Annotated in this window: 18 protein-coding genes; 9 read left to right on the forward strand and 9 right to left on the reverse strand. The window is 74.9% G+C overall.

Annotated features, from left to right (window positions below):
* Window positions 1–30: 30 nt before the first annotated feature.
* The 4 genes from AC02VZ_RS07500 to AC02VZ_RS07515 form a co-directional block, all read right to left on the reverse strand.
* The gene (locus AC02VZ_RS07500; RefSeq protein WP_476474893.1) at window positions 31–1,767 is read right to left on the reverse strand and encodes an LCP family protein; all 1,737 of its coding nucleotides are present in this window, start codon (window positions 1,765–1,767) and stop codon (window positions 31–33) included.
* 489 nt (window positions 1,768–2,256) lie between these two features.
* Window positions 2,257–4,014 carry an LCP family protein gene (locus AC02VZ_RS07505; protein WP_476474894.1) on the reverse strand — a complete coding sequence of 586 codons (1,758 nt, stop codon included), beginning with the start codon at window positions 4,012–4,014 and terminating at the stop codon, window positions 2,257–2,259.
* A gap of 243 nt (window positions 4,015–4,257) precedes the next feature.
* On the reverse strand, window positions 4,258–5,550 hold the full coding sequence (locus AC02VZ_RS07510; RefSeq protein ID WP_476474895.1) for an LCP family protein: 1,293 nt from the start codon (window positions 5,548–5,550) through the stop codon (window positions 4,258–4,260).
* 376 nt (window positions 5,551–5,926) lie between these two features.
* Window positions 5,927–6,700, reverse strand: a complete 774-nt coding sequence (locus AC02VZ_RS07515; RefSeq protein ID WP_432056193.1) for a TIGR03089 family protein — start codon at window positions 6,698–6,700, stop codon at window positions 5,927–5,929.
* Window positions 6,701–6,829: 129 nt separating this feature from the next.
* On the opposite strand from AC02VZ_RS07515, the gene AC02VZ_RS07520 reads away from it, so the two are divergent.
* Both AC02VZ_RS07520 and manB read left to right on the forward strand, forming a co-directional pair.
* Complete coding sequence (locus AC02VZ_RS07520; RefSeq protein WP_432056194.1) at window positions 6,830–8,239, forward strand: peptidoglycan recognition protein family protein; 1,410 nt, start codon at window positions 6,830–6,832, stop codon at window positions 8,237–8,239.
* Between the two features lie 135 nt (window positions 8,240–8,374).
* The gene (gene manB, locus AC02VZ_RS07525) at window positions 8,375–9,457 is read left to right on the forward strand and encodes a mannose-1-phosphate guanylyltransferase (RefSeq protein WP_432056195.1); all 1,083 of its coding nucleotides are present in this window, start codon (window positions 8,375–8,377) and stop codon (window positions 9,455–9,457) included.
* Window positions 9,458–9,702: 245 nt separating this feature from the next.
* Here the strand turns inward: manB and AC02VZ_RS07530 are convergent, their stop codons facing one another.
* The 4 genes from AC02VZ_RS07530 to AC02VZ_RS07545 form a co-directional block, all read right to left on the reverse strand.
* Entirely contained in the window at window positions 9,703–10,740 is a 1,038-nt protein-coding gene (locus AC02VZ_RS07530; RefSeq protein WP_432056196.1) for a DNA-3-methyladenine glycosylase family protein, read from the reverse strand.
* A 91-nt stretch (window positions 10,741–10,831) separates the two neighbouring features.
* The gene (locus AC02VZ_RS07535; RefSeq protein WP_432056197.1) at window positions 10,832–12,145 is read right to left on the reverse strand and encodes a coenzyme F420-0:L-glutamate ligase; all 1,314 of its coding nucleotides are present in this window, start codon (window positions 12,143–12,145) and stop codon (window positions 10,832–10,834) included.
* The gene (gene cofD / locus AC02VZ_RS07540; protein WP_432056198.1) at window positions 12,142–13,125 is read right to left on the reverse strand and encodes a 2-phospho-L-lactate transferase; all 984 of its coding nucleotides are present in this window, start codon (window positions 13,123–13,125) and stop codon (window positions 12,142–12,144) included. The genes AC02VZ_RS07535 and cofD overlap by 4 nt, the downstream gene beginning before the upstream one ends.
* A gap of 33 nt (window positions 13,126–13,158) precedes the next feature.
* Complete coding sequence (locus AC02VZ_RS07545) at window positions 13,159–13,761, reverse strand: cysteine dioxygenase (protein ID WP_432056199.1); 603 nt, start codon at window positions 13,759–13,761, stop codon at window positions 13,159–13,161.
* A 735-nt stretch (window positions 13,762–14,496) separates the two neighbouring features.
* On the opposite strand from AC02VZ_RS07545, the gene AC02VZ_RS07550 reads away from it, so the two are divergent.
* The 3 genes from AC02VZ_RS07550 (at window position 14,497) to AC02VZ_RS07560 (ending at window position 20,545) form a co-directional block, all read left to right on the forward strand.
* On the forward strand, window positions 14,497–14,760 hold the full coding sequence (locus tag AC02VZ_RS07550) for a WhiB family transcriptional regulator (protein WP_362101865.1): 264 nt from the start codon (window positions 14,497–14,499) through the stop codon (window positions 14,758–14,760).
* A 260-nt stretch (window positions 14,761–15,020) separates the two neighbouring features.
* Complete coding sequence (locus tag AC02VZ_RS07555; RefSeq protein ID WP_476474896.1) at window positions 15,021–18,938, forward strand: glycosyltransferase family 2 protein; 3,918 nt, start codon at window positions 15,021–15,023, stop codon at window positions 18,936–18,938.
* Window positions 18,935–20,545 carry a DUF5719 family protein gene (locus AC02VZ_RS07560; RefSeq protein WP_476474897.1) on the forward strand — a complete coding sequence of 537 codons (1,611 nt, stop codon included), beginning with the start codon at window positions 18,935–18,937 and terminating at the stop codon, window positions 20,543–20,545. The genes AC02VZ_RS07555 and AC02VZ_RS07560 overlap by 4 nt, the downstream gene beginning before the upstream one ends.
* Before the next feature lie 201 nt (window positions 20,546–20,746).
* Here the strand turns inward: AC02VZ_RS07560 and AC02VZ_RS07565 are convergent, their stop codons facing one another.
* The gene (locus tag AC02VZ_RS07565) at window positions 20,747–21,214 is read right to left on the reverse strand and encodes a metallopeptidase family protein (RefSeq protein WP_476474898.1); all 468 of its coding nucleotides are present in this window, start codon (window positions 21,212–21,214) and stop codon (window positions 20,747–20,749) included.
* A gap of 282 nt (window positions 21,215–21,496) precedes the next feature.
* Between AC02VZ_RS07565 and AC02VZ_RS07570 the strand changes: the two genes are divergently transcribed.
* From AC02VZ_RS07570 to AC02VZ_RS07585, 4 genes are all read left to right on the forward strand, one after another.
* The gene (locus tag AC02VZ_RS07570; protein ID WP_432056203.1) at window positions 21,497–21,919 is read left to right on the forward strand and encodes a DUF3499 domain-containing protein; all 423 of its coding nucleotides are present in this window, start codon (window positions 21,497–21,499) and stop codon (window positions 21,917–21,919) included.
* 307 nt (window positions 21,920–22,226) lie between these two features.
* Window positions 22,227–23,591 carry a phosphomannomutase/phosphoglucomutase gene (locus tag AC02VZ_RS07575; RefSeq protein WP_432056204.1) on the forward strand — a complete coding sequence of 455 codons (1,365 nt, stop codon included), beginning with the start codon at window positions 22,227–22,229 and terminating at the stop codon, window positions 23,589–23,591.
* Window positions 23,592–24,109: 518 nt separating this feature from the next.
* Complete coding sequence (locus AC02VZ_RS07580; RefSeq protein ID WP_362101883.1) at window positions 24,110–24,280, forward strand: Trm112 family protein; 171 nt, start codon at window positions 24,110–24,112, stop codon at window positions 24,278–24,280.
* Window positions 24,281–24,360: 80 nt separating this feature from the next.
* Window positions 24,361–25,488: an SIS domain-containing protein gene (locus AC02VZ_RS07585; protein WP_432056205.1), complete on the forward strand. Its 1,128-nt coding sequence runs from the start codon at window positions 24,361–24,363 to the stop codon at window positions 25,486–25,488.
* Window positions 25,489–25,509 lie beyond the last annotated feature (21 nt).

Consider the following 25,509-nt stretch of genomic DNA (forward strand, 5'->3'; position numbering starts at 1 on the left):
GCCGGCTGTCGCGACGCTCTCACCTGAGCGTCAGCTCGCACACTCGACCTTGTCGGCGGTGGACTTCTCGACCTCCGGCGGGACCCCGCCCGAGCCGTCGAGCTTCACGCCGGGGCGCTTGAAGTCCTTGCCGAGGGTGAGGGTCATCGCGGGCAGGCCCTGGGAGTTGACGACGCTCTCGCCGGGCTTCATGGCCGACCCCGACAGGCCGAGGATCGCGGCGAGACGGCGGGCCTGCTCGGCCTGGTCGGGCGCGTACTCCAGCGTGGTCTTCTTCAGCTGCTCCGGGGCGTTGCCGCCGTTCTCGGACTTGGTGACGCCCTCCTCGACCTGCAGCCAGCTCAGCGTCTGCTGGGCACTGCCCGAGGGGGCCCCGCCGTTGAGGATCTGCACCCGGACCTCGGAGGCGGGCGCCTTCTTGCCCTTCAGCCGGGCGGCGACCGCGGCCTTCTCCTTCTTCTGCTTCTGCTTGACCTCGGTCAGCGATACGTCGTCCCGGATGGCGTCCAGCACCTGCGGCGCCCGCGCCTCGTCGAGCACGACGGTCGCCTTCACCCGCTCGGCGGGGTTGTCCTTCACCGGCACGGTGAGGAAGGAGATGTTCTTCGGCGGCACCTTCTTCAGTTCCAGGGCCACGTCCTTGAGCGTGTTGACGTTGCCGAGGGCCTTGTCGACGGTGAGCGCCTCGGTGGCGGCCTCGGCCAGCTTCAGCAGCTTGGTGGGGCTGGTGAGGGTGTCGCCGGAGGACATCTTGCGCACCAGCGAGCCCAGGAACTGCTGCTGCACCTTGATCCGGTCGAGGTCGCCCTGGTTGCCGAAGCTGGAGCGGGTGCGGACGAACGCGAGGGCCTGCTCGCCCTCGACCACCGACTTCCCGGCGGGCAGCTTCAGATGGGACTTCTTGTCGTCCACCGCCTTCGCCAGGCACACCTCGACGCCCTCGACGGCCGTGGTGAGGGTCTTCACCGCGTTGAAGTCCGCCATCATGAAGTGGTCCGGCTTGATGCCGGTGGCCGCCTCCACGGTGCGCATGGTGCAGCCCGGGTCCCGGCCCTGCTCGCCCAGGCTCCGGTTGAACCGGGCGCCCTGCACCCCGGGGACGACGGTCTCGGTGCCGTCCTCCAGCGTGGTCGGGCAGTCGGGGATGTCGACGATCAGGTCGCGCGGGATGCTCAACGCGGTCGCGTTCGTACGGTCCTTGGAGACGTGCAGCAGCACCGTGGTGTCCGCGTGCCCGACGCTGCCGGCGTCGCCGTACCCCTTGTTGCCCTTGCCGGTGCGCTTGTCGGTGCCGAGGACGAGGATGTTGAACGCCTCGTCCTTGCTGAAGTTGCTCTTCGCGGCGTCACCGACGTCGGCCGTGGTGACGTTGCCCTCGAGGTGCTTGAGGTAGAAGTAGCCGACCGTGCCGGTGGCGAGCACCACGAACGCCATGGTGCCGCCGGTCCACAGCAGGATCCGCCTGCCCTTCGGCTTCTTCTGCGGCGCCCGGCCCGCGCGCCGCCCCGGGGAAGGCTCCGCGGGCTCCCGCCGCCGCTGCGGCGGGACGGTCTCCCGCCCGGGTGACCGCGTGCGGCCCGTGCCCTCCCGCGAACCCGTGCCCTCCCGCGAACCCGCGCCGTCCCTCGGTCCCGTGCGGGGCCGGGGCACGGCCGGTTGCGGAGCGGAAGGGCCCAGTCGCAGTTCGTATTCCCCGGTGGCCGGATTGATTACCCACTGGTCTGCGGGATCGATGTCGTCCCCCCGCCCACGGCCTTGCGTGTCCATGGTGTCCGGATCCTTCGTCGGGACCACGTGGCGCCCTCCCCCCTCCGGAAGGCGCCCGCGGTGCTGGTCACCCCAGTGCACGACGCGAGGGCGGCAGTCCTCGCGGCCGGGGGCACTGGAGCGCTCACATTAGCTGCCCCGCCGGTGAAGGAGTGAAGGCAGTGACGAATTCCTCGCTCACGAAACGGGACATTCCCTGCCATCCGACCCTGGATCAAAGGGTTTTCCCACTACCGGCGACCGGGACTCGTCCCTCCGCCACCGCCCGGCGGGAAACCGCCGAGCGGCGTCCGAGCGGCGTCCGAGTGGCGTCCGCCACCCGGCCGGGGTGCGTGTCCGGGACGCGCGCGGCGGCACCCGGGCGGCCCCGGCCGCCCCAGCGGTGACCGTGCCGGGCGCCCCAGCGGTGACCGTGCCCCGGCCGCGGAGCCCGCACGCCGGGCGCGGGTCCGCCCCGCGCCCGGTGGGACACGGGGCGGACCCGGCGGGTCACTTGGCGCACTCGACCTTGTCCGCCGTGGACTTGTCGATGTCGTCCGGCGCCTTGTCCGGCGGGGTCAGGGACACGCCCGGCCCCTTGAAGTCCTTGCCCAGCGTCAGCGTCATCGCGGGCACGCCCTGCGCGTTGGTGACGCTCTCGCCCGGTTTCATCCCCGACCCCGACAGTCCGAGGATCTCGGCGAGGCGGCGGGCCTGGGCGGCCTGGTCGGGCGCGTACTCCAGCGTGGTCTTCTTCCGTTCCTCCGGCGCGTTGCCGCCGTTCTCGGACTTGGTGACGCCCTCCTCGACCTGGAGCCAGCTCAGCGTCTGCTGGGCACTGCCCGGGGCGGCACCGCCGTTGAGGACCCGCACCCGCACCTCGGCGGCCGGGGCCTTCTCGCCCTTGAGGCGGGCGGCGACGGCCGCCTTCTCCTTCTTCTTCCGCTGCTTGACGTCCGTGAACGACACGTCGTTGCGGATGAGGTCGAACACCTGCCGGGCCTTGGCCTCGTCGAGGACGACGGTCGCCTTCACCCGCTCCGCCGGGTTGTCCTTCACCGGCACCGTGGTGAACGTCAGGTTCTCGGTGTTGAGCTTGCCCAGTTCCAGGCCGAGGTCCTTCAGCTTGTTGATGCTGTCCAGCTGGGAGTCGACGGTCAGCGCCTCGGTCCCGGCCTCGGCGAGCTTGACCATCTTCGACGGGCTGGTGAGGGTGTCACTGGACTTCAGCTTGCGCATCAGCGCGCTCAGGAACTGCTGTTGCAGCCCGATCCGGCTCAGGTCCCCGCCGAAACCGACCGAGTGGCGGGTGCGGACGTAGGCCAGGGCCGTCTCGCCCTCGATGGTGTGCGTTCCCTTGGTCAGCTTCAGGTGCGAGTCGGGGTCGTCGATGTCCTTGGCGAGGCAGACCTCGACCCCGCCCACCGCCGAGGTCAGCGTCTTGACCGCGTTGAAGTCCGCCACCATGAAGTTGTCCGGCGTGATGCCGGTCAGCTCGGTGACGGTGCGCATGGTGCAGCTGGGCGTCCGGCCGTCCTGACCGAGGCTGGTGTTGAAGCGGACCCCGCTGGTGCCCGGGATGACCTTCGTGCTGCCGTCCTCCTGTGTGGTCGGGCAGTCGGGGACGTCGACGATCAGGTCGCGCGGGATGCTCAACGCGGTCGCGTTGGTGCGGTCCTTGGAGACGTGCAGCAGGATCGTGGTGTCGGCGTGCCCGGGGCTCCCGGCGTCGCCGTACCCCTTGTTGCCCTTGCCGGTGCGCTTGTCGGTGCCGATCAGCAGGATGTTGATGGCCTTGTCCTTGCTGAAGCCGCCCGTGCCCGCGCCGTCGTCGGGGACCGAGGTGATGTTGTCGTTGAGGTGCTCCAGGTACAGGTACCCGGCGGCACCGGTGACGAGCACCACGAACGCCATGGCCCCGCCGGTCCACAGCAGGGCCCGCTTCGCCTTCCCCTTCCCCTTCTTCTTGACCGGCCGGCGTCCGCGCCGTCCCGGCGGCGGTTCCTCGGGCGCGCCCTTCCGCCGGCGGGGCGGCGGCACCTCGCGCTCGGGCGAGCGGCGGCCGGGGGCCTCGGTGGTCCTCGGCGGCGCCTGGGTCCGGCCGCGCGGCGCGGCCGGCGGCGCGCTGCGTGCCCGGCGGGGTTCGGGGACCGGCGACTGCGCCGCGGAAGGGCTCAGTCGCAGTTCGTATTCACCCGTCGTCGGGTTGAGCACCCACTGGTCTGCGGGGTCGATGTCGTCCGCCCGCCCACGGCCTTGCGCGTCCACGGTCGCCTGAATCCTCCGTCGGGGCCACGCGGCGCCTTTCCCCTCCCAGGCGCTCGGGTCTCGGTGTCACGGCGCGCGACCTCAGGACCGGTCCCGAGGCGCTGCGCACCGGGTCGGCTCACACTAACGGCACGGATCAGTCCAGGGCGACGCCGGTGACACATTCCACGCGTGTTCAAGCGGGCAATTCGCCCATTTCCTCGGACGGTGCCCGCCCGTCGCGGAGTTGTGGGTCCGCATTCCTCAGGTGCAGCTGTCCTCGGCGGCCGTGTTGCCGGAGAACGTGGGGGCGGGCGAGCTGTTCTCGGAGGCTTCCCCCACGGCCTTTCCGCCGGCCTTTTCGTCGGACTTTCCCGCACTCCGTGCGGGAGTGCGGCCCGAGTTCTCGCCGGAGGTGCCGGGTCCGCCGTCCCCGGCCGGGTTCCGCGCCGCTCCCCGCGCCACGACCAGCGGCTCGTCCCTGCGCAACCGCTCGAAGAGTTCCCGCGCGGCGGGCTGCACCAGCTGGTCCCGATTCGCGTCGTGGACGTAGGGCTCCCGCGGGACGGTGAGGAATTGCACCCGTTCCGTGGGGATGTCCCGCAAGCCGCGCACGAGTTCGTACAGACCGCGCAGACTCGCCAGTGCCGGATCGGTCGTGAGGGACGAGGTGGCCGCGTCCAGAACGGGATAGAGCTTCGCCGGATTCAGCAGAACGTCATTGCTGCGCACCTTGTTGACGAGCGCCCCGAGGAAGCGTTGCTGGCGTTCCATCCGGTCGGTGTCGCTTCCGTTCCCGAGGGACTTCCGGGCCCGTACGTAACCGAGCGCCTGCTCGCCGTTCAGGGTCACCCGCCCGGCGGGCAGGCTCAGTCCGGCGTCCTCGTCGTCGATGGGCCGCCGCAGGCACACCTCCACGCCGTCGACGGCGTCGACCATCTTCTCGAACCCCTGGAAGTCGACGACGACGTGGTGGTCGACGCGGATGTCGGTGAGCTTCTCCACGGTGCGGATGGCGCAGGCGGAACCGCCCACCGCGAACGCCTGGTTGAACATGGTGAACATCGGCCGGGTCCGGGTGCCGTCCGGGCGCAGGCAGCCCGGTACGTCGACCATCAGGTCGCGGGGCAGGGACACCGCGGTCGCGTCGCGCCGGCCCGCCGCCAGGTGCAGCAGGATGGCGGTGTCCGACCGCTCCGTGCCCGAGTCCCGGCCGTAGCGGGCGTTGCCGTCGCCGGCCCGCGAGTCCGAGCCGATGAGCAGGATGTTCCGGGCGTCCTTGACCAGAGCGGTCGGCCGTTCCTTCTCGTACCGGGCGAGTTCGGCCGCGGCGGCCTCGTCCGGCGTGATGTTGCCCTCCAGCTTGGCGTAGACGGCCCAGCCGGCGACGGCCGCCGCCACCAGCACGCCGACGGCCGACAGTGCGGTGATCCGGGTCCACCGCCGGCGCCTCGGCCGGTCCGGTCCGGCCCCGCTCGCCGAGGCCCCGGTGCCCGGGCCGAGCCCGCGCCTGGCCGGTCCCGGCCCGCCGGGGGACGCGTCTGCGGTGTCGCTCATGACCGGGTCCACCCCTCCCTGGCGCGCGGGGACGTCGTACGGACCGGACGCCGCCGGGCAGCAGCCGCCGCCCACCGCGTCGGCGGCGCACCGCGTGCGGTGCGTCCGGCGCGTCGCGTGCCGTGCCGTCGCTCACGACGATGACCCGGCCGGGCGGCGGCGCGCGGCCGGAACTGCGCCGAACGAGGGACGGAGCGGTGCGGACGGGTGAAAGGGGCGGCCTCAGGGTTTGGAGCGCGCGGCGCGGGGACGGGGCTGCTCCTGAGCGGGTGCGCGACGCGGGCGCGGGGCGTCCCCTGAGCGGGCGCCGGGGGCGGGGCCCGGGACCCGGAACCCGGCGTGCCCGGGACCCGGACCCCGGCGCGCAGGCGGTGGCCTACGGCTGGGAGGGCAGGCGCGCGATGACCGAGACCCGTTCGCTCTCCACCCGCTTGTCCAGGTCCTCGGCGGCGAGCCGGTCCAGGTTGCGGCACAGCACCACCGAACCGCCGGTCGCCAGCGGCCCGTACAGACCCGCGTTGAGCCCGTCCCAGGTGTCGTAGGCGAGCCCCGACAGGATGCGCGTACCCGGCCCGGTCAGTCCCAGGTCGGCGGCCTCCGCCTCGGCACGCTGCACCACCTCGGCGCCGCTGAACTCCCGTCCGGCCACGATCAGCGCCGGGTCGTCCGGGGAGACCGGCGCGTACGGCGCGAAACGGTCGCCCTGGCCGGGCACCTCCACCGCGTAGTCGGCGAAGCCCTCGGGGGGCTGCGGGAAGCGCCCGCCGAGCGGCCTGAGGGCCAGCGCGATCCGGGCGCCGCGACAGGCGCGCGCCGCCTCCAGCGTGTCCGGTCCGCTCACCACGACGTCGGCCGCGCCCGGATCGGCGGACGCCACGTCGGCGACCACGCCGACCGACGAGCAGGCCAGCAGCCACACGGCCGTCTGCCAGTGCGCGGGCAGCAGCAGCGCCACCCGGTCGCCCGGTTCCGCGGACAGCTCGTCCTGGAGGAGATTGGCGGTCTTGGCCACCCAATTGGCGAAGGTGGCCACGGACAGTTCGACGCGTTCGCCCGTGGCGTCGTCGTAGAACGTCACCAGGGGGCGGGCCGGGTCCGCGGCGAGCGCGGAACTCAGCAGGTCGGCGGGGGTACGGTCGCTGGCGTTCACCCGGGCAAGCGTACGCGGGCGGGCCCCGGGGCACCGCTCGGCCGGTCCACCGGTTCGGCGGAACGGGGCCCGACGGCCCGTCATGTCCGCGATGGACAGACATGTCTGACTGTGTCCAAGCTCAGGGGCATGCGTGGAATTCTTGCTTCCTCAATCGGTGTCACGTGTGCCGCCGCCCTCGCCCTCCCCCTCGCCCCGCCCGCCGCGGCGGTCGCGGGACCGGCGCCGACGGCTGAAGCGGCCACGCGCGCGGCGGGTACGGCCGACGCGGACGTCCCCGGCAGCACCCAGTCCCTGTCCCTCCGTCCGCTCGGCGGCGACCGCGCCGCGGGCACCGTGGTCCAGGGCCTCGGCCCGCGGACCGTACGGCAGTTCTCCCTCCTCGGGGTCGTCTGGGACGATCCCGCCGCCCACCTCGACGGCCTGGTCCAGGTCCGCACCCGGTCCGTCACCACCGGCGACTGGTCCGGCTGGCAGGACGTCGAGACCCACAACGCCGACCACGCGGCCGACCCCGGCACCCCGGAACGCGCCTCCGGCACCCGGCGCGGGGCCACCGCGCCCCTGTGGGTGGGCGCGTCGGACGGCGTCGAGATCCGGGTCCGCGCGACGGCCGCTCCCGCGACCGGCGCCCCGGACGGCACCCCGGCCGGCCCCGCCACGGCCCCCCGCAGCGCCGCGGTCCCGCTGCTCCCGGCCGGGCTCCAGGTCGAACTCATCGACCCCGGGGAGGGCACCCCGCCGCCCGCCGGACCCCTCGACGCCTCCCGGGCCGGGGAGACGGGCGCCGAGGCGATGGCCGCCTCCGCCGCCAACGCCTCCCTCGCCCCTCTGGGCGCCACCGAGATCCCCGCCCTGAGCCGCGAGCTGACCGAGCGGGAGCTCCTCTCCGACCGCGGGGCCGCCGCACCGGGCGCCCGGCAGGCGAAGCCGTACATCGGGCCGCGTCCCGCCATCACCACCCGGCGCGGCTGGGGGGCGAACGAGAGCCTGCGGGAGAAGGGCTTCTCCTACACCAAGAAGGTCAAGGCGGCCTTCGTCCACCACACCGCCTCCGGCAACACCTACACGTGCTCCCAGGCGCCTTCCCTCATCCGGGGCTTCTACCGCTACCACGTGGTGAGCCTCGGCTGGCGGGACATCGGCTACAACTTCCTCATCGACAAGTGCGGGCGCATCTACGAGGGCCGCGCCGGGGGAGTGGCCAAGCCGGTGCTGGGCGCGCACACGCTCGGCTTCAACAGCAACAGCATGGGCATCGCGGTCATCGGCTCCTACGGCGCCAGGAAGCCGTCGGGCTCGGCGGTGAAGGCCGTGTCCCGGCTGACGGCCTGGAAGCTGGGGCTGCACGGCATGAATCCCAAGGGGAAGACATACCTCACGTCGGCGGGTGGCAACCTCTACCGAAAGGGCAAGAAGGTGCGACTGAACGTGATCTCCGGTCACCGGGACGGGTTCAACACCGCGTGCCCCGGGGGGAAGCTCTACAAGAAGCTCGGCAGCGCCCGTTCCACGGCGGCCCGTTACCAGGGCCGCTGAGGCACGCGGAGCCGCCGGGCCGCACGTCCCTTCCTGCCGGAGTCCACGGCCGTCGCATGCGCGGTGGAACGGTCTGCATACACTGACCGGCCGAAAGACAGTTCGGCCGGTCCCGGCAGGAAGCAGAGACGACAGGTGACAGAAGCGATCCTCCTGGTCGGCGGCAAGGGCACGCGGCTGCGCCCGCTCACGGTGCACACGCCCAAGCCCATGGTCCCGGCGGCCGGAGTGCCCTTCCTGACGCACCAGCTGGCGAGAGCCAGAGCCGCGGGCGTCGAGCACATCGTCCTGGCCACGTCCTACCTGGCCGAGGTCTTCGAACCGCACTTCGGCGACGGCGCGTCGCTCGGGCTGCACCTCGAGTACGTGACGGAGGAGGAACCGCTCGGCACCGGCGGCGCCCTGCGCAACGTCGCCTCCCGCCTCCACTCGGGCCCCGACGACCCGGTGCTCGTCTTCAACGGGGACATCCTCACCGGCCTGGACATCCAGGCGCTGGTGCGCACGCACGAGACGACCGGCGCGGACGTCTCCCTGCACCTGACGAAGGTGACCGACCCTCGCGCCTACGGGCTGGTCCCCACCGACGACACCGGACGGGTCCTGGCGTTCCTGGAGAAGCCCCAGACCCCCGAGGAGATCGTCACCGACCAGATCAACGCGGGCGCGTACGTCTTCCGCCGCTCGGTCATCGACACCATCCCCGCCGGGCGCCCCGTCTCCGTGGAACGGGAGACCTTCCCCGGGCTGCTGACGGCCGGGGCGCACCTGCAGGGCATGGTCGACTCCACCTACTGGCTGGACCTCGGCACCCCGGCGGCCTTCGTGCGCGGTTCCGCGGACCTGGTGCTCGGCCGGGCCCCGTCGCCCGCCGTGCCAGGCCGCTGCGGCGACCGGCTGGTGCTGCCCACGGCGACGGTGGCACCGGACGCGAAGCTGGCGGGCGGCACGGTGGTCGGCGAGGGCGCGTTCGTGGCGGAGGGCGCGCGCGTCTTCGGCAGCACCATCCTGCCGGGCGCGGTCATAGAACCGGGCGCGGTCGTCACCGACTCCCTGATCGGCACCCGGGCCCGGGTCGGGGAGCGGTCGGTGCTCACCGGGGCGGTGATAGGGGACGGCGCGGTCGTCGGCGCCCGCAACGAGTTCCTCGACGGGGCCCGGGTCTGGTGCGACGCCCGCATCCCGGCCGGCGCGGTGCGCTTCTCCTCGGACCAGTGACCGCCCGGGGTCGGTGACGGCCCCGGGGCCCGCGACCAGGGGCGCGAGCCGTACGGCGGCCGGGGCCCGCGACGGGGCGGTGCACGGGCCGAGCGGTACACGGGCGGGGCGGCGGGGTCCTGCCTGTGCCTGTGCTCCGTACGCCCGTGCCCGTACGCCGCGTCCCCGTACCCGGTGCCCCGGACCGCCGACGGCCTCCGTCGTCCCGGTCGTCCCTTCCGTTCCGGTCGTCCGGGCCGTCCCGGCTACAGTCGGCCGATGTCCCCGTGGGGCATGCGCGGCGCCCGGCGTTCCGGGACCCGGCCGCTGAGCAGGATCAGGCGCGCCGCCCGGTGCCGCTGGCCCGCGTACGGCTCCAGCAGGTCCAGCATCACCGCGTCGTCCGCGAAGCGGTCCCCGGCGAGGGCCCAGCCCACGATGCCGGGCAGGTGCAGGTCCCCCACGGTCACCTCGTCGGGCGCGCCGTGACTGCGCTGCACGGTCTCCGCCGACGTCCACGGTCCGATCCCCGGCACCCGTTCCAGGCGCTCCCGCGCCGCCGCCGGCGGCATCCGCACCGCCTCCTCCAGCCGGGGCGCGACCCGTACCGCCCGCAGGATCGTCGACGCCCGCTTGTCGTCGACGCCCGCCCGGTGCCACTCCCAGGACGGGATCAGCGCCCAGGTGCGCGGCGGCGGCATCACGTACATCCGCTCCGGCGCCGGTCCGGGCGCCGGCTCCCCGAACCTGCGGACCAGGAGCCGCCACGCCCGGTACGCCTCCCCGGTGGTGACCTTCTGCTCCAGGACCGACGGGATCAGCGACTCCAGCACCAGTCCCGTCCGGGTCAGCCGCAGTCCGGGCCGCCGGTGCCGGGTGTGCGCCAGCAGCCGGTGGCGGGGCACGAAGGCGTCCGGGTCGTCGGCGGAGCCGAGCAGCTCCGGGAGGTGGTCCAGCAGCCAGTCGGCGCCCGGCCCCCACGCCTCGCCGCGCACCTCCGCGCCGCGCCGGGTCACCCGCAGCGTGCCCGGCCCGGCCGGGGTGAGGCTGGCCCGCCAGGCCGACCCGTCCGGCAGGGTCCGGAACGTCGGGTCGCCGGTGCCGCGCCGCAGCGGGCCGAGGACCAGGCCGAGGTCCAGCGGGCCGCCGGGCACCCAGGTGCGCACCCGCGCGGGCGCCGGCGCCTGCCGGGGTATCCCGGCGGCGGGCGCCACGGTCCGGCCCCCGCGCCCGGGCACGGGAGCAGGGGCGGCCCGCCCCGCGCCGTCGGGGCGCGGGGGCCGGGGGGCGAAACGTCCTGCCACGAGGGATTCCAGGGGACGGGGGCGGAGGTGCGGCCGGGGCCGCGCCGGGACCCTACGAGGGTAGGCGCTCGCGGGACCGGCTCACCTCACCTCACCGCACCTCGATGAAGGCGTCCGCGTCCCGCGCGGGCCGCGGCCCGGGCTCCCCGGCGGGGTGACCGATCGCCACCGCGCCCATCGGCTCCCAGTGGGCCGGCAGGTCCAGCACCTCGCGGACCACGTCACGGCAGAACATCGTGGACGACACCCAGGCCGAGCCCAGCCGCTCCCCGGCCAGGGCGACCAGGAAGTTCTGCACCCCGGCACCGGTCGCGACCACGAACATCTCGCGCTCCGCGCCGTCCCGCCGGGCGTCGCCGTAGGTGTGCGACCCGTCCATCACCATGCACGGCACCGCCAGGAAGGGGGCGTTGCGCAGCACGTCCCCCCGGCGGATCCGCCGGGCGATGGACTCCTCCGACCTGCCGTCCCCGCGCAGGTCGGCGATCCAGGCGTCCCGCATGGCGTCCAGCAGACGCGTCCGGGACTCCCGCGACGGGAGCAGGACGAACCGCCAGGGCGTGGTGTGGTGCGGGGCGGGTGCCGTCACCGCGGCGGCGACCGCGCGGCGCACCGCCTCGGGGTCGACGGGCTCGTCGGTGAAGCTGCGCACCGTGCGCCGCCCGGTGACGGCCTCGCGGACCGCCTCCGAGGTGCCGAGGCGGAACATGTCGTCGCGCGCGTCACGGACCAGGGCCCGGGCGCCGGGGCCGTCCTCCGGGGTGACCAGACGGGGCAGCCCGCGCACGACCGCCACCGGCAGCCCGGCCGTCTTGCCCTTCACCAGGTCGCCGGCGGCGGCCAGTTCGTCGGCGGTGGCGACGATCGTGGCGCTCAGCGGATTGCCGTGGGTGTCCTCGCCGCCGCGCAGGTCGTCGGTGACCCGGACCCCCGCGGCGCCGATCGCGACGTCGGTGAGCCCCGTCCGCCAGGGGCGCCCGAAGGTGTCGGTGACGAGCACGCCGACCTCGACGCCGAGGGCGTCGCGCAGGCCGTCCCGGATCGAGCGGGCCGACGCGTCGGGGTCCTCCGGCAGCAGCAGCACGGTCCCCGACGGGGTGTTGGAGGCGTCGACGCCGGCCGCCGCCATCACCAGGCCCTGCCGGTTCTCCACGACGCGCAGCGGGCCGCGACGGGCCACCACCCGTACGGTCTCCTCGTCGATCGCCGCCTCCCGGTCGGCGGCCTCGACGACGCGGCCCTCCGCCTTGGAGACGATCTTCGAGGTGACGAGCAGGACGTCCCCGTCGGCGAGGTCCGGCTCGGCGTCGGCGATCAGCCGGGCCAGGTCGTCGCCCTTGCGGATCTCGGGCAGGCCCGCGACCGCCCAGACGCGGTAGCCGGGCTCCCGGTGCGTTCCGGTCACAGGGCGCGCACCTCCTCGGCGAGCGTCAGCGCCTGGCGGGCCATGGCCGCGGTCGCGTCCACGTCGGTCATCATCAGCGGGACGGCCCGGCAGCGGATGCCGGCCGCCTCCACCCGCTCCACCGCGGCCGTGTCGGCGGTGTCGACCAGCCAGCCGTCCAGCAGACCGGAGCCGTAGTGCTCGGCGACCGCCGCCGCCGTGCTCTCCACGCCGACCGCGGCCAGCACCTTGTCGGCCATGCCGCGCACCGGGGCGCCGCCGACGATCGGCGACAGGCCCACCACGGGCACGCCCGCCTCGGCGATTGCCTCCCGGATGCCGGGCACGGCGAGGATGGTGCCGATGGACACCACCGGGTTGGACGGCGGGAAGAGGATCACGTCGGCCGCGCCGATCGCCTCCAGGACACCCGGCGCGGGCTTCGCCTGCTCCGCGCCGACCGGCACGATCGCCTCGGCGGGCACCGACGCCCGCAGCCGCACCCAGTACTCCTGGAAGTGGACGGCCCGGCGTTCGCCGGCGCCCGCGCCCTCGTCGTCGTCGGGGAGGGTCACGGCGACGTGCGTCTCCACCCGGTCGTCGGTCATCGGGATCAGCCGCACGCCCGGCTTCCACCGGTCGCACAGCGCCTCGGTGACCGCGCTCAGCGGGTATCCCGCGCCGAGCATCTGGGTCCGCACGATGTGGGTGGCGAAGTCCCGGTCGCCGAGCCCGAACCACTCGGGGCCGACGCCGTAGGCGGCGAGTTCCTCCTTGAGGTGGAAGGTCTCCTCGGCCCGCCCCCAGCCCTGCTCCTCGTTGATGCCGCCGCCGAGCGTGTACATCACCGTGTCGAGGTCCGGGCAGACCTTGAGCCCGAAGAGGTGGATGTCGTCGCCGGTGTTGCCGATGACCGTGATGTCCGCGTCCTGCGCGGCCTGCTTCAGACCACGCAGGAAACGGGCACCGCCGATGCCGCCTGCCAGAACCACAATGCGCATGGGGCAAGTCTGGCAGGCGTCCCCGACTCCGTGTCAGGCAGTCGGGAACCCGGGCAGCGCCCCGGACGCGTGGCGGGCGGCGGCGGAGGGCCGCCCGGCCGCCGCGGACCCGGCCGCGGGGTGCATCGGCATCTCGGTCAGGCCGGGGAAGTAGACGTGCAGGCTGACGGCCGGCTCCAGGGCGTCGTTGACGACCTCGTGGACGTAGCCCGGCGCGAACACCCGCTGGGAGCCCGGGGTCAGCACGCGGGAGCCGCGGGCGGTGCGCTCGGTGAGGGCGCCGTCCAGGACGGTGAGCACCCCGGAGGAGCGGCCGTGGTCGTGCCGCCCGCTGCCCTGCCCCGGCACCCAGGACAGCAGCCAGACCTCATAACCGGGGGTGCGGGCGGGATCGTGCGGGGGCCCGCCGGCCGACGGCGCCGGCTCCGGCGCCCCGGGCACGGCCCGCAGGCGGTGGTACCAGCGGGTGGTGGCGTCGAAGCGGACCAGATGCTCCCACTGGGCGCGGTCGGCGGCCAGGGAGCGGGCCAGGCCGACGAAGTCGGCGACGGTGGCGGGGTGTCGGCGCGGGGCCTGGAGCAGGTGGGGCACTTCGAGGATGTCGCCGGCGATCTGGAGGTCGCTGTCGCTGTTCATGGGTGCGGTGGTTCCTCGGCTCAGAGGCGGTGGCAGGCGGGGGCAGGCGGTGCGAGGACGGTGTCGCGGGCGTCCGGATCGCGGACGGCGGCGCGGGGCGCCCTGCGGGGGAGCGGGGTCACAGCGGCCGGGTCGGGTACGACACGGCAGCGGCGGCCGGAGCGGGGGAAGGGCTCAACAGCCGCAGGAGCGACAGCTACAGCGAACGGGGGCAGCACCGGGGGACCCGGCGGAGCGGGTCGAGGTGAGTGCCGAGTTCGCGAGCATGCCCACAAGGACAGCGGTTCACACCCCCACTGTCAACTCGACGCCCCGTTCGTGGGACGCGGTTCACCTCATCCGGTTCATCTCGCAGGTGAAAGGTTTGCTCATACGGATCCCGGGACACATGGTGCGCACGACCGGGAGCATGAACGTCGTTGTGATCCTGTGATCCGACTGTGATCAGGTTCGCTTCGTCGCGCGTGCCGGAACGAGTGCTTTCTGCCGGACGTCCTTCCCTGTGGAGGTTGCGCGCGGGGCGGGGTGCTTCGCGGGCCCAGTCTGTGTGTCAAGGTTTATGGCGATTTGAACACTTTCCGCTTGGCCTTGGTTCCGCAGAGTGAATAAGGGGCCCAATAGCAGATCTCGGCTTGACTCGCCCGGAGCAGCACACTTGTAATTTCACTCGTGTCGTTCAGCCGGGAACGGTAACGGCTGCATCACGGGGACGTGGAAGACGGACGAGGGGCGCACATGACCGAGCTGGTGCAGGAACTGCTGGTCGACGACGCGGAAGAGGAGCTCGGCTGGCAGGAGCGCGCACTGTGCGCCCAGACCGACCCCGAGTCCTTCTTCCCCGAGAAGGGCGGATCGACCCGGGAGGCCAAGAAGGTCTGCCTCGCCTGCGAGGTCCGCTCCGAGTGCCTCGAGTACGCCCTCGCCAACGACGAGCGCTTCGGCATCTGGGGCGGCCTGTCCGAGCGGGAACGCCGCCGCCTGAAGAAGGCCGCCGTCTGACCCTCCGCGCGGCACCTCCGCCGCCGCGGGAGCCCCGCTCCCGACGGCCGCGGGACCCCGCGCCCGGGAGGCCGCACCGCCGCCCCGGACCCGCCAGACCAGTACATACGTCACGATCGGCCCGTCGCCCGTGGGTTGTCCACAGGCGGCGGGCCGCTGTGCGGACCAGCCGCTAGTGTGGTCGCTCGTCCGAGACGCCCCGCCGCCCCCAGCGCGCACGGGCGTCCACCTCAGTCCACCGAACCGGGGCCCGTACCTCGATGTCCGTGCACAGCCACCCGGCAGCCGCCCAAGACGCCGCCGCCGCACCCGAGTTCCCGCGTCACGTGGTGACCGCGGTCCTCGTCTCCCACGACGGCACCCGCTGGCTGCCCCAGGCGCTCTCCGGGCTGCTCGGCCAGGAGCGGCCCGTCCAGTACGCCATGGGCGCCGACACCGGAAGCGCCGACGACTCCGCCCGGCTGCTCGGCGAAGCCCTCGGCGACGACCACGTCCTGCACCTCGCCCGGCGCACCGGCTTCGGCCAGGCCGTCGAGGAGTGCGAGCGCAGCGCCCCCCACCTCACCCCCGAGGACCTGCCCTACCTGAAGCGGCCCAGCGGCTGGGACCCGGTCACCCGCACCTGGCGCGACGACGCCTACGACCTGCCCGAACTGCCCCACGGGGAACCGGTGCAGTGGCTGTGGCTGCTCCACGACGACTGCGCCCCCGAACCCGACGCCCTCGCCCAGATGCTGCGGGTGGTGGAGAACGAGTACGAACTCGGCCGCGAGGACGTGGCCGTCGTCGGCCCCAAGCTGCGCGGCTGGTACGACCGCCGGCAGCTGCTGGAGGTCGGCGTCTCCATCGCCAACTCCGGCCGCCGCTGGACCGGCCTGGACCGCCGGGAACAGGACCAGGGCCAGCACGACCACGTCCGCACCGTGCTGTCGGTCTCCACCGCCGGCATGCTGGTCCGCCGCGACGTCTTCGAGGAACTCGGCGGTTTCGACCCGCACCTGCCCCTGATGCGCGACGACGTCGACCTGTGCTGGCGGGCGCACTCCGCCGGCTACCGGGTCCTCGTCGCCCCCGAGGCGGTCGTCCGGCACGCCGAGGCCGCCTCCCGCGAGCGGCGCACCGTCGACTGCGTGGGCCGCACCGCCGCCTCCCCGCACAAGGTCGACAAGGCCGGCGCGGTCCACACCCTGCTCGTCAACACCCGTACCGCCGCGCTGCCCTGGGTCCTGCTGCGGCTCGTCCTCGGCACCCTGCTGCGCACCCTCGCCCACCTCGTGGGCAAGGTGCCCGGCCAGGCCCTCGACGAGATCCGCGGCCTGCTGGGCACCCTGCTGCGCCCCGAACGCATCCTTGCCGGACGGCGCCGCCGCGGCACCCCGCAGGTCGACCAGGCCGAACTGCGCCCGCTGTTCCCGCCGCCCGGGGCGACCGTCCGCGTCACCGTCGAGCAGGTCGCCGGCAGCCTCGTCGGACGCTCCGACCCGGAGACCGCCCCGGGCGCCGGACGGCACGGCGGCGCCGTCGAGTCCGGCCCCGGCGGCGACGACGCCGACTTCCTGGAGGTCGAGCAGTTCGCCCGCCTCAAGCGCATCGCCCGCAAGCCGGCCCCGGTGCTCTTCCTGCTGCTCCTGCTGGTCTCCCTCGCGGCCTGCCGCCACCTCCTCGGCGGCGGCGCCCTCGCCGGCGGCGCCCTGCTCCCGGCCCCCGCCGACGCCGGTGACCTGTGGGCGCGCTACACCGACGCCTGGCACGCGGTGGGCACCGGCGGCACCGGCTCCGCCCCGCCCTACCTCGCCGTGCTCGCCGCGTTCGCGACGCTGCTGCTCGGCTCCACCGGCCTCGCCGTCACCCTGCTGCTCGTCGGCTCGGTGCCGCTGGCCGGCCTCACCGCCTACTTCGCCTCCCGCTCGCTGGTCGAGTCCCGCTTGCTGCGCGCCTGGGCGGCCGTCGCCTACGCCTTCCTGCCCGCCGTCACCGGCGCGCTCGCCGACGGCCGCGTCGGCACCGCCGTGCTCGCCGTCCTGCTGCCGCTCCTCGCCCGCGCGGGCATCGCCGCCGCCGGACTCACCCGGCCCGCGGACACCCGCGGCAGCTGGCGCGCCACCTGGGCGTACGCGCTGCTGCTGACCCTCACCACCGCCTTCACCCCGATCGTCTGGCCCCTCGCGCTGGTCCTCGGCCTCGGCGTCCTCGCCCTGCGCCGCCGCGACCTCGCCGGCTACGGGCCCCGCTTCCTGGCCCAGCTCGGCGTGCCGCTGCTGGTCCTGGCCCCCTGGTCGCTGTCCCTGCTGCCCTTCGGGTTCTTCCGCGAGGCCGGCCTGGACGCCGAACCGTCCCCCGCCTCCGCCCTGGACCTGCTGGGCGCGAACCCGGGCGGCCCCGGCACCGCGGGCGGCCCGCTGCTGCTGGGTGTGGTGCTCGCCGCGCTCGCCGCCCTGCTGCGGGCCGAGCGGCGGCTGGGCATCCTGACGGCCTGGGCGGCGGCCCTGGCGGGTCTGCTCTTCGCGGTCCTCTCCAACGGCTCCGCCTGGTCCGGCCCCGCCACCCTGGTCTACGGCCTCGCCCTGCTGGCCGCCGCCCTGCTCGGGGCCGACGGGGCCCGCGCGCGGGTCGCCGAGCAGAGCTTCGGCTGGCGTCAGCCGGTCGCCGCTCTGATCGCCCTCGCCTGCGCCGCCGGCCCGCTGCTGCTCGCCGCCGGCTGGATGATCCGCGGCGCCGACGGTCCCCTGGAGCGCCGCGACCCCGTCCAGGTCCCCGCGTTCGTCGCCGAGGAGAGCCGCACCCGCGACCAGGCCCGCACCCTCGTCCTGGACAGCGACTCCGCGGCCCGGGTCCGCTACATGCTGGTCCGCGGCTCCGGCGCCCGCATGGGGGACGCCGAGATCGTCGCGGCGGCCGGCGGGAACGGCACGCTCGACAAGGTCGTCGCCAATCTCGTCGCCGGGTCCGGCGCGGACCAGGCCGACCAGCTCGGCGGCTTCGCCGTCCGCTACGTCCTGGTCCACCGGGGCGCGCCCCGCGAGGTCGCCCGCGTCCTGGACGCCACGCCCGGCCTGACCCGGCTCAGCCAGCAGGAGGGCGGCGCCCTGTGGCGGGTCGACCGCGAGGTCGCCCGCGCGACCATCCTCCCCGCCGAGGACGCCGAGGACGCCGAGGACGCCGAGGACGCCGAGGACGCTGGGGACGCCGAGGGCTCCGCGAGCACCGGGGGCACCGGGGGCGGCGCGCGGCCCGTCGCCGCCGGACCCGTCGAGATCCACACCGAGATCCCGGACGGCCCCCAGGGCCGGATCCTGCGCCTCGCCGACACCGCCGACGAGGGCTGGAGCGCCACCCTCGACGGCAAGCAGCTGCCCCGCACCACGGTCGACGGCTGGGCCCAGGGCTTCCGGCTGCCGGCCTCCGGCGGCCGTCTCGACGTGACCTACGACGAGCCGTTCACCCACACCGCCTGGCTGTGGGCGCAGGGCCTGCTCGCCGTCGTCCTGGTCGTCATGGCCCTGCCCGGCCGACGCCGCGACATCGACGACGACCTGCCCGAGGAGCCCGCCGTCACCGCCGAGGACCTGGCCGGCGACGGCCGCCGCGCCCGCCGCCTGCGCGCCCAGGCGGAGGCGGACGCGGCACGCGAGGGCGCCGACACCGCCCCCGTCCCCGTCCCCGGTGCCGGGGACGTCCCCGCCCCGCCGCCCGAGCCGCCCGTCACCGTGCCGGCCCAGGCGGATCACGCCGCCTGGCAGCCGGCGGAGTACCAGGACCCCGCCCACGCCACCGCAGGCCGGACCGGCCCGGACACCCCGGGCGGCGACGGCCGGCAGCAGGCGTACGCGACGGACGAGTACGGGCAGCCGTACCGGCACGACGCCTACCAGGCCGACGGCCACTCCCAGGGCGGGTACGCGCAGGACGCCTACCAGGCCGATCCGTACCAGCAGGGCCAGTACGCCCCGTACGTCCAGGACGCCCACCAGCAGGGCCAGGGCCAGTACGACCCGTACGCCTACGGCGGCCCGCCGCAGCAGGCGCCGTACGACCCGTCGGCCTACGGACAGCAGGGCTACGGCCCGGCCGGGACGCCCGACTACGGCGCGCCCTACGACCCGCAGCAGCACGACCCGCAGCAGCACCACGACCCGCACGGCACGGGCCCCGAGCGCCCCGACGGGAGCCAGCAGTGAACCGCCCCACCCTGTCCCTGATCGCCGTGGCGACCGCGCTCGCCGCCGTCACCGGTGTCGCCGCGCTGACGGCCCCGGAGCCCGCGGCGGACACCACCGCGGCCACGGCCGCCCGCCGGCTGCCGGTGGAGCGCTCCAGCCTGCTGTGCCCCGCGCCCAGCACGTCGGACCTGGCCGAGACGACGTACACGTCCTTCACGCCCGCCACGGACGGCACCGGCGACCAGGGGGCCGCCGAGCTCCGCCCCGCCGGTGCGAAGGCCCCGGAGAAGGACCCCGCGGACAGGGAGGACACGGCGGACGAAGACGGGGATGGGGACGGGGAGCAGGACGGGACGGCCGGCGACGGCTCCGGCGACGAGACGTCGGGTGAGGGGAAGTCCGGCGACGGGAAGTCCGGCGGCAAGGACGCCGAGCCCGTCCTGAAGCCGAAGGAGCCGGGCAAGCCGGTCACCGGCGACGCCACCGGCGGTGAAGCGCCCGCCCTGGTCGGCACCGCCGAGGGCCGCTTCGCGCCCGGCTGGACGCTCCAGCAGACCACCGAGGTGGCCGCGGGCACCGGCCGGGGACTGCAGGGCGTCGCCTGCACCGCCCCGGACACCGAGTTCTGGTTCCCCGGCGCCAGCACCGGCACCGATCGCACCGACTACGTCCACCTCACCAACCCCGACGACTCCGCCGCCGTCGTGGACATCGAGCTGTACGGCAAGGACGGCGCCCTGGAGACGGTGGTCGACGACGGCATCACCGTGCAGCCGCACTCCACCGAGCCGGTCCTGCTGTCCACGCTCACCGAGGCCGAGGAGACCGACGTGACCGTCCACGTCGTCGTCCGCAGCGGCCGGGTGGGGGCGTCTGTGCAGGCGCTGGACGACGCGCTGGGCGGCGACTGGCTGGCCGCGTCCGCCGACCCGGCCGGCAGCCTGGTCCTGCCGGGCCTTCCCGAGGACGCCACCGCCGTCCGCCTGGTCCTCTTCACGCCCGGCGACACCGACGCCGACCTGAAGGTGCGGCTGGCCTCCCCCTCCGGGCCGATCACCCCGGCCGGCCACGAGACCGTGCAGGTGAAGGCCGGGATGACGACCGCCGTCGACCTCGGCGAGGTCACCCGCGGCGAGGCGGGCTCCCTGCTGCTCACCCCGGCCGACCGCTCGGTGCCGGTGGTGGCGGCCGTCCGCGTCCTGCGGGGCGAGGGCGACGACCAGGAGTCGGCGTTCATCCCCGCCGCCCGCCCGGTGGGCGCCCGCGCGACCGCCGCCGGCAACACCGCCAAGGGCACCGTCCTGGCCGTCACCGCCCCCGAGGGCAATGCCAAGGTCACGGTGACCGCGTCGGCGGGCAGCGAGGGCGGCAGCCCGGAGTCGAAGACGTTCACCATCAAGTCCGGCACCACGCAGCACCTCGACGGTCCGGTGCCGAGCGGCCTGAAGGGCACGTACGCGCTGACCGTGGAACCGGAGCCGGGCGCCGCGCCCGTCTACGCCTCCCGCACCCTCACCGCCCCCGACGACGGCGTCCCGGCGTTCACCGTGCAGCCCCTGCCGGACGACCGCGGCCTGGTGGCCGTGCCGCGGGCCGAGGAGGACCTGTCGGTCCTGCAGCGGTGAGCGGGTGCGGCGCGCGCCGGGAAGGGCGGCGCCGCAGGGGGCACGCGGGGTACGCGGGGCGGCGAGGTTCGGGTGGGCAAGGGCGTCGGTCGGTCCTCGGCGTGCCGAGGGTGTCGTACGGCCGGCCGTGGTGCTGGTCCGCCGTTCCTGGGCGGTCGTCAGTGTTCGCCGTCCCGGGGGTCCACCGGGTTCGGGCGGTCGTCAGTCCTCGCCGTACCGGGGGTCCACCGTCTCCGGGGTGAGCCCCAGGACCTCGGCGACCTGCTCCACCACGACCTCGTGGACCAGCGCGGCCCGCTCGTCGCGGCCCTTGGTGCGGATCTCCACCGGTCGCCGGTAGATCACCACCCGGGCGGGACGGCCGTCGAGAGCCGGGGCCGTGCCGCCCAGCGGCACCGACTCGTCGCTCCAGCCCGTACCGGCCCCACCGTCCGCGCGACCGTCCAGCCGGGGCACCTCCAGGACCAGGAAGTCGACGTCGGCGAGCTGGGGCCACCGCCGCTCCAGACGCTCCACCGAGTCCTGCACCAGATCGGCGAACACCTCCGCCCGGCTGGCCGCGAGCGGCACCTGGGGAGGTGCGATCGGACCGCGCATGCCCCGACCGTGGCGATCACGACGGCGGGGCCCGGGGCGGCCGGCGGCACGGGGCGTCACAGGGTTGTCCATCACAGTGCAGGGTAGTCGTCACGGGGCCCGGCCGCCCGACCCCCCGTGGCTTCCCGCCGCGCCGCGCGTCATGTCACCGGATGACCTTTTCAGCCAAGGTTGGGCTCGATTACGTATCCCCTCGGGACCATCTCGGTCTCAACAATTGATGACGTTTGTGCCAACCGGTGACAGCGATCAGAATCGTCCCGTGCCCCGGAACGACGCGTCGCGGCAGTTCGGCGAGGCGGGAGCAGTGGGGCGTGGGGGGCGTTTCACGCCACGACACGGTGGAGTGACCTGGTGGAGAGTCGTCGCGGCCCGCTCAAGAGTGCGGTACCGTCCAACATCGTGAGCCCTGTACGTCGCTGTTCGCGCACCGCCTGCGGCCGTCCCGCCGTCGCGACGCTGACGTACGTCTACGCCGACTCGACCGCGGTCCTCGGCCCGCTCGCCACCTACGCCGAACCCCACTGCTACGACCTGTGCGCCGAGCACTCCGAGCGCCTCACCGCGCCCCGCGGCTGGGAGGTCGTCCGGCTCCTCGACGGCTCGGCCCCGGCCCAGCCCAGCGGGGACGACCTGGAAGCCCTGGCGAACGCCGTGCGCGAGGCCGCCCGCCCGCAGGAGCGGGCCGCCGGAGCCGGTGGCGGGGGGCGTTCCGCGGACCCCATGGAGGTCGCCCGCCGCGGCCACCTGCGCGTCCTGCGCTCGCCCGACAACTGACGGCGCCGCAGCGGACAGGGCCCGTGGCCCAGGGGCCGTTGTCCCATGACCCAGGCTGGTGGCCCGGTCCCGTAGCCGAGGGCTCAGGGCTCATGACGGCGGACGGTCCCACCCCTTCCCGTCGGGCCGTCGCGTCCCTCCCCGGCGGACCGTCCAGCCCCTCCCTGTCGGGCCGTCGTGCGCCTCCCCGTCGGGTCGTCGCCCGTGGCCCCGCTGTCACTTCCGAACACCCCGGGTCGGTGTTCGAACCCTGCCGGTAGTTTGTGGGGGGTCCGATCGGACCCAGAGACTTCCGGAAAGGCTGGCCGTGGCTGCTGACCTGTCGCAGATCGTGAAGGCGTACGACGTGCGCGGAGTCGTCCCCGACCAGTGGGACGAGCCGCTCGCCGAGCTGTTCGGCGCCGCCTTCGCCCGGGTGACCGGTGCCACCGCTCTCGTCACCGGACACGACATGCGGCCCTCGTCCCCCGGGCTGTCCCGGGCCTTCGCCCGCGGAGCGGCGGCGCTCGGCGCGGACGTGACCGAGATCGGTCTGTGCTCCACCGACCAGCTGTACTACGCCTCGGGCGCGCTGGACCTGCCCGGCGCGATGTTCACCGCCTCGCACAACCCCGCCCGCTACAACGGCATCAAGCTGTGCCGCGCGGGAGCCGCCCCCGTCGGCCAGGACACCGGCCTCGCCGAGATCCGCGCCCTCGTCGAGCGGTGGAGCGAGGAGGGCGCCCCCGCGCCGGCCGCCCGCCCCGGCACCGTCCGCTCGCGCGACACCCTGGACGACTACGCGGCCCACCTGCGCTCCCTGGTCGACCTGACCTCCGTGCGGCCCCTGAAGGTCGTCGTCGACGCGGGCAACGGCATGGGTGGCCACACCGTGCCCACCGTCCTCGCCGGGCTGCCGCTCACCGTCGTCCCGATGTACTTCGAGCTCGACGGCACCTTCCCCAACCACGAGGCCAACCCCCTCGACCCGGCCAACCTCGTCGACCTCCGGAAGCGGGTGCGCGAGGAGGACGCCGACCTCGGACTCGCCTTCGACGGCGACGCCGACCGCTGCTTCGTCGTCGACGAGCGGGGCGAACCCGTCTCCCCGTCCGCCATCACCGCCCTGGTCGCCGCCCGGGAGCTGGCCCGCAACGGCGGCACCGGCCTGATCATCCACAACCTGATCACGTCCTGGTCCGTGCCGGAGGTCGTCGCGGAGCAGGGCGGCACCCCGGTCCGCACCCGCGTCGGCCACTCCTTCATCAAGGCCGAGATGGCCGCCACCGGCGCGATCTTCGGCGGGGAGCACTCGGCCCACTACTACTTCCGGGACTTCTGGAACGCCGACACCGGCATGCTCGCCGCCCTGCACGTCCTCGCCGCGCTCGGCGGCCAGGACGGCACCCTCTCCGAGCTGGTCGCCCAGTACGACCGCTACGCCGGCTCCGGCGAGATCAACTCGACGGTGGAGGACCAGACCGCCCGCCTCGCCGCCCTCCGGGCCGCCTACGAGGGCCGGGACGGCATCACCCTCGACGAGCTCGACGGCCTCACCGTCACCGCCGCCGACTGGTGGTTCAACGTGCGCCCCTCCAACACCGAACCGCTGCTCCGCCTGAACGCCGAGGCCCGCGACGCCGCCACCATGGCCCGCGTGCGCGACGAGGCGCTGGCCATCATCCGAGGCTGACGCACCACCTGGGCTGACGCGCTGCGGCTGACGTGCCGGGGCCGCGCGGCCCCCGCCCCGGGGTCGTGGCAGTGCAGGGGTGCAGTGGTGCCGCGGTGGCGGCCCGGTGCCGCGATCGGTCAGGTGCAGCCCGTCGTCCGCTGCCCCGTCGTCGGCTGCCCCGTCGTCCGCCGCTGCGCGGCTTGCTCGGCTCGACCTGCTCGGCTTGCGGGGCTTGCGCGGCTTGCGGGGCGCTCCTCCGCCGGGCGCGTGACGGCCTCGCCCTGCGGTGCCGCCCGGCCGCGGTCGGTGTGCCTCTCGGGAGCGCCGCCCGGCGGCGGACGCCTTTCCCTCCCGGTGCCGCACGGCCACCGGCCCGCCTCGTCGTCGTCCCGCACGGCGGCCGGCGGTCCCGGCCGCCGGGCCGGCCGCCGACCCGTCCCGGGGCGCCGCCCACGTCCCCGCCACCGGCGGTACCCTGACCAGGCACATCCCCATACGTGCGCCCGTGCGCGCCGCCCGTCCCGAAGGGAACCCCCATGCCGCTCGAAGCCGGCCTCCTGGAGATCCTCGCCTGCCCGGCCTGCCACTCCGCCCTCGAGGAGCGGGACGCCGAGCTGATCTGCACCGGTCAGGACTGCGGCCTGGCGTACCCGGTCCGCGACGGCATCCCCGTCCTCCTCGTCGACGAGGCCCGCCGCCCCGCCTGACCGGCGCTCCGGCGACCCGGCGCATCCGCGACCGGCGCCCCCGCGTACCGACGCCCCGCCGATCGGAGGCTCCCGCCCCCATGTTCGACGAATCGCTGCTCGACTCACCGGAGGGCCTCGCCGAGGCCGACCACCGCGGGCTGCTCCGCGGGGCCGCCGAGGCCGGCGCCCGCGTGCGTACCGCCGCCCGGTACGCCGCCGAGGCCGGCGTGGCCGAGCTCAGACCCGACGGGCGGCCCCGCGCGGTGCTCATCGCCGGTCCCGGTGCCGCCGCCACCCAGGCCGCCGACCTGCTCGGCACCCTGGCCGGCGCGGGCAGCCCCGTCACCCGGCTCGCGCCGACCGGCGTGGCGCCCGCCGCGGGCGCCCTGCGCTGGGAACTGCCCGGCTGGGCCGGCTCCGTCGACCTGCTGCTGATCGCCACGCCCGACGGCTCCGAGCCCGGCCTGTCCCTGCTCTGCGAGCAGGCCTACCGCCGCGGCTGCACCGTCGTCGCCGTCGCCCCCGCCCGCAGCCCGCTCGCCGACGCGGTGAGCGGCTCGCACGGCCTGTTCCTCCCCATGGCGACGGCCCCCTACGACCAGGACGAACCCCTCGCCGCCGCCGCGCCCGGCGTCCTGTGGGCCCTGCTCACCCCGCTGATCGCCCTGCTGGACCGCACCGGTCTGCTCACCGCTCCGCCCGAGGCCCTGACCGCGGTCGCCGACCGTCTCGACCGCGTCGCCGAGCACTGCGGTCCCGCCATCGTCACCTACAGCAACCCGGCCAAGACCCTCGCCGCCGAACTCGCCGACGCGCTCCCCGTCGTGTGGACCGAGGGCGTCTCGGCGGGCCCGGCCGGCCGCCGGTTCGCCGCCGCCCTCGCCGAACTCTCCGGCCGCCCCGCCGTCGTCGCCGAACTGCCCGAGGCGCTCGCCGCGCACAGCGCCCTGCTCGCCGGCCCGCTGGCCGCCAGCGCCGACCCGGACGACTTCTTCCGCGACCGCGTCGAGGAGACGCCCGCCCTGCACGCCCGCGTGGTCCTGCTCCGCGACCGCCCCATCGGCGGACTCACCGCGGCCCCCGCCGCCCGGGAACTCGCCCTCGGCCACGACACCCCGATCAGCGAGCTGGAACCCGAGGCGGGCGGCGAGCTGGAGACCCTCGCCGAGCTGATCGCCGTCACGGATTTCGCCGCCGTCTACCTGGCGCTCACCTCGGCACGCTGAGCTCACCCGGGACGGCCCGCC

This window comes from Streptomyces sp. 3-6 (assembly GCF_056323165.1).

What these genes read in the sequence shown, in the direction of transcription:
- AC02VZ_RS07500 (WP_476474893.1), bottom strand. Translation starts at nt 1,767, where the DNA reads ATGGACACGCAAGGCCGTGGGCGGGGGGACGACATCGATCCCGCAGAC.
- AC02VZ_RS07510 (WP_476474895.1), bottom strand. Translation starts at nt 5,550, where the DNA reads ATGAGCGACACCGCAGACGCGTCCCCCGGCGGGCCGGGACCGGCCAGG.
- AC02VZ_RS07520 (WP_432056194.1), top strand. Translation starts at nt 6,830, where the DNA reads ATGCGTGGAATTCTTGCTTCCTCAATCGGTGTCACGTGTGCCGCCGCC.
- cofD (WP_432056198.1), bottom strand. Translation starts at nt 13,125, where the DNA reads ATGCGCATTGTGGTTCTGGCAGGCGGCATCGGCGGTGCCCGTTTCCTG.
- AC02VZ_RS07545 (WP_432056199.1), bottom strand. Translation starts at nt 13,761, where the DNA reads ATGAACAGCGACAGCGACCTCCAGATCGCCGGCGACATCCTCGAAGTG.
- AC02VZ_RS07550 (WP_362101865.1), top strand. Translation starts at nt 14,497, where the DNA reads ATGACCGAGCTGGTGCAGGAACTGCTGGTCGACGACGCGGAAGAGGAG.
- AC02VZ_RS07555 (WP_476474896.1), top strand. Translation starts at nt 15,021, where the DNA reads ATGTCCGTGCACAGCCACCCGGCAGCCGCCCAAGACGCCGCCGCCGCA.
- AC02VZ_RS07565 (WP_476474898.1), bottom strand. Translation starts at nt 21,214, where the DNA reads ATGGACAACCCTGTGACGCCCCGTGCCGCCGGCCGCCCCGGGCCCCGC.
- AC02VZ_RS07580 (WP_362101883.1), top strand. Translation starts at nt 24,110, where the DNA reads ATGCCGCTCGAAGCCGGCCTCCTGGAGATCCTCGCCTGCCCGGCCTGC.
- AC02VZ_RS07585 (WP_432056205.1), top strand. Translation starts at nt 24,361, where the DNA reads ATGTTCGACGAATCGCTGCTCGACTCACCGGAGGGCCTCGCCGAGGCC.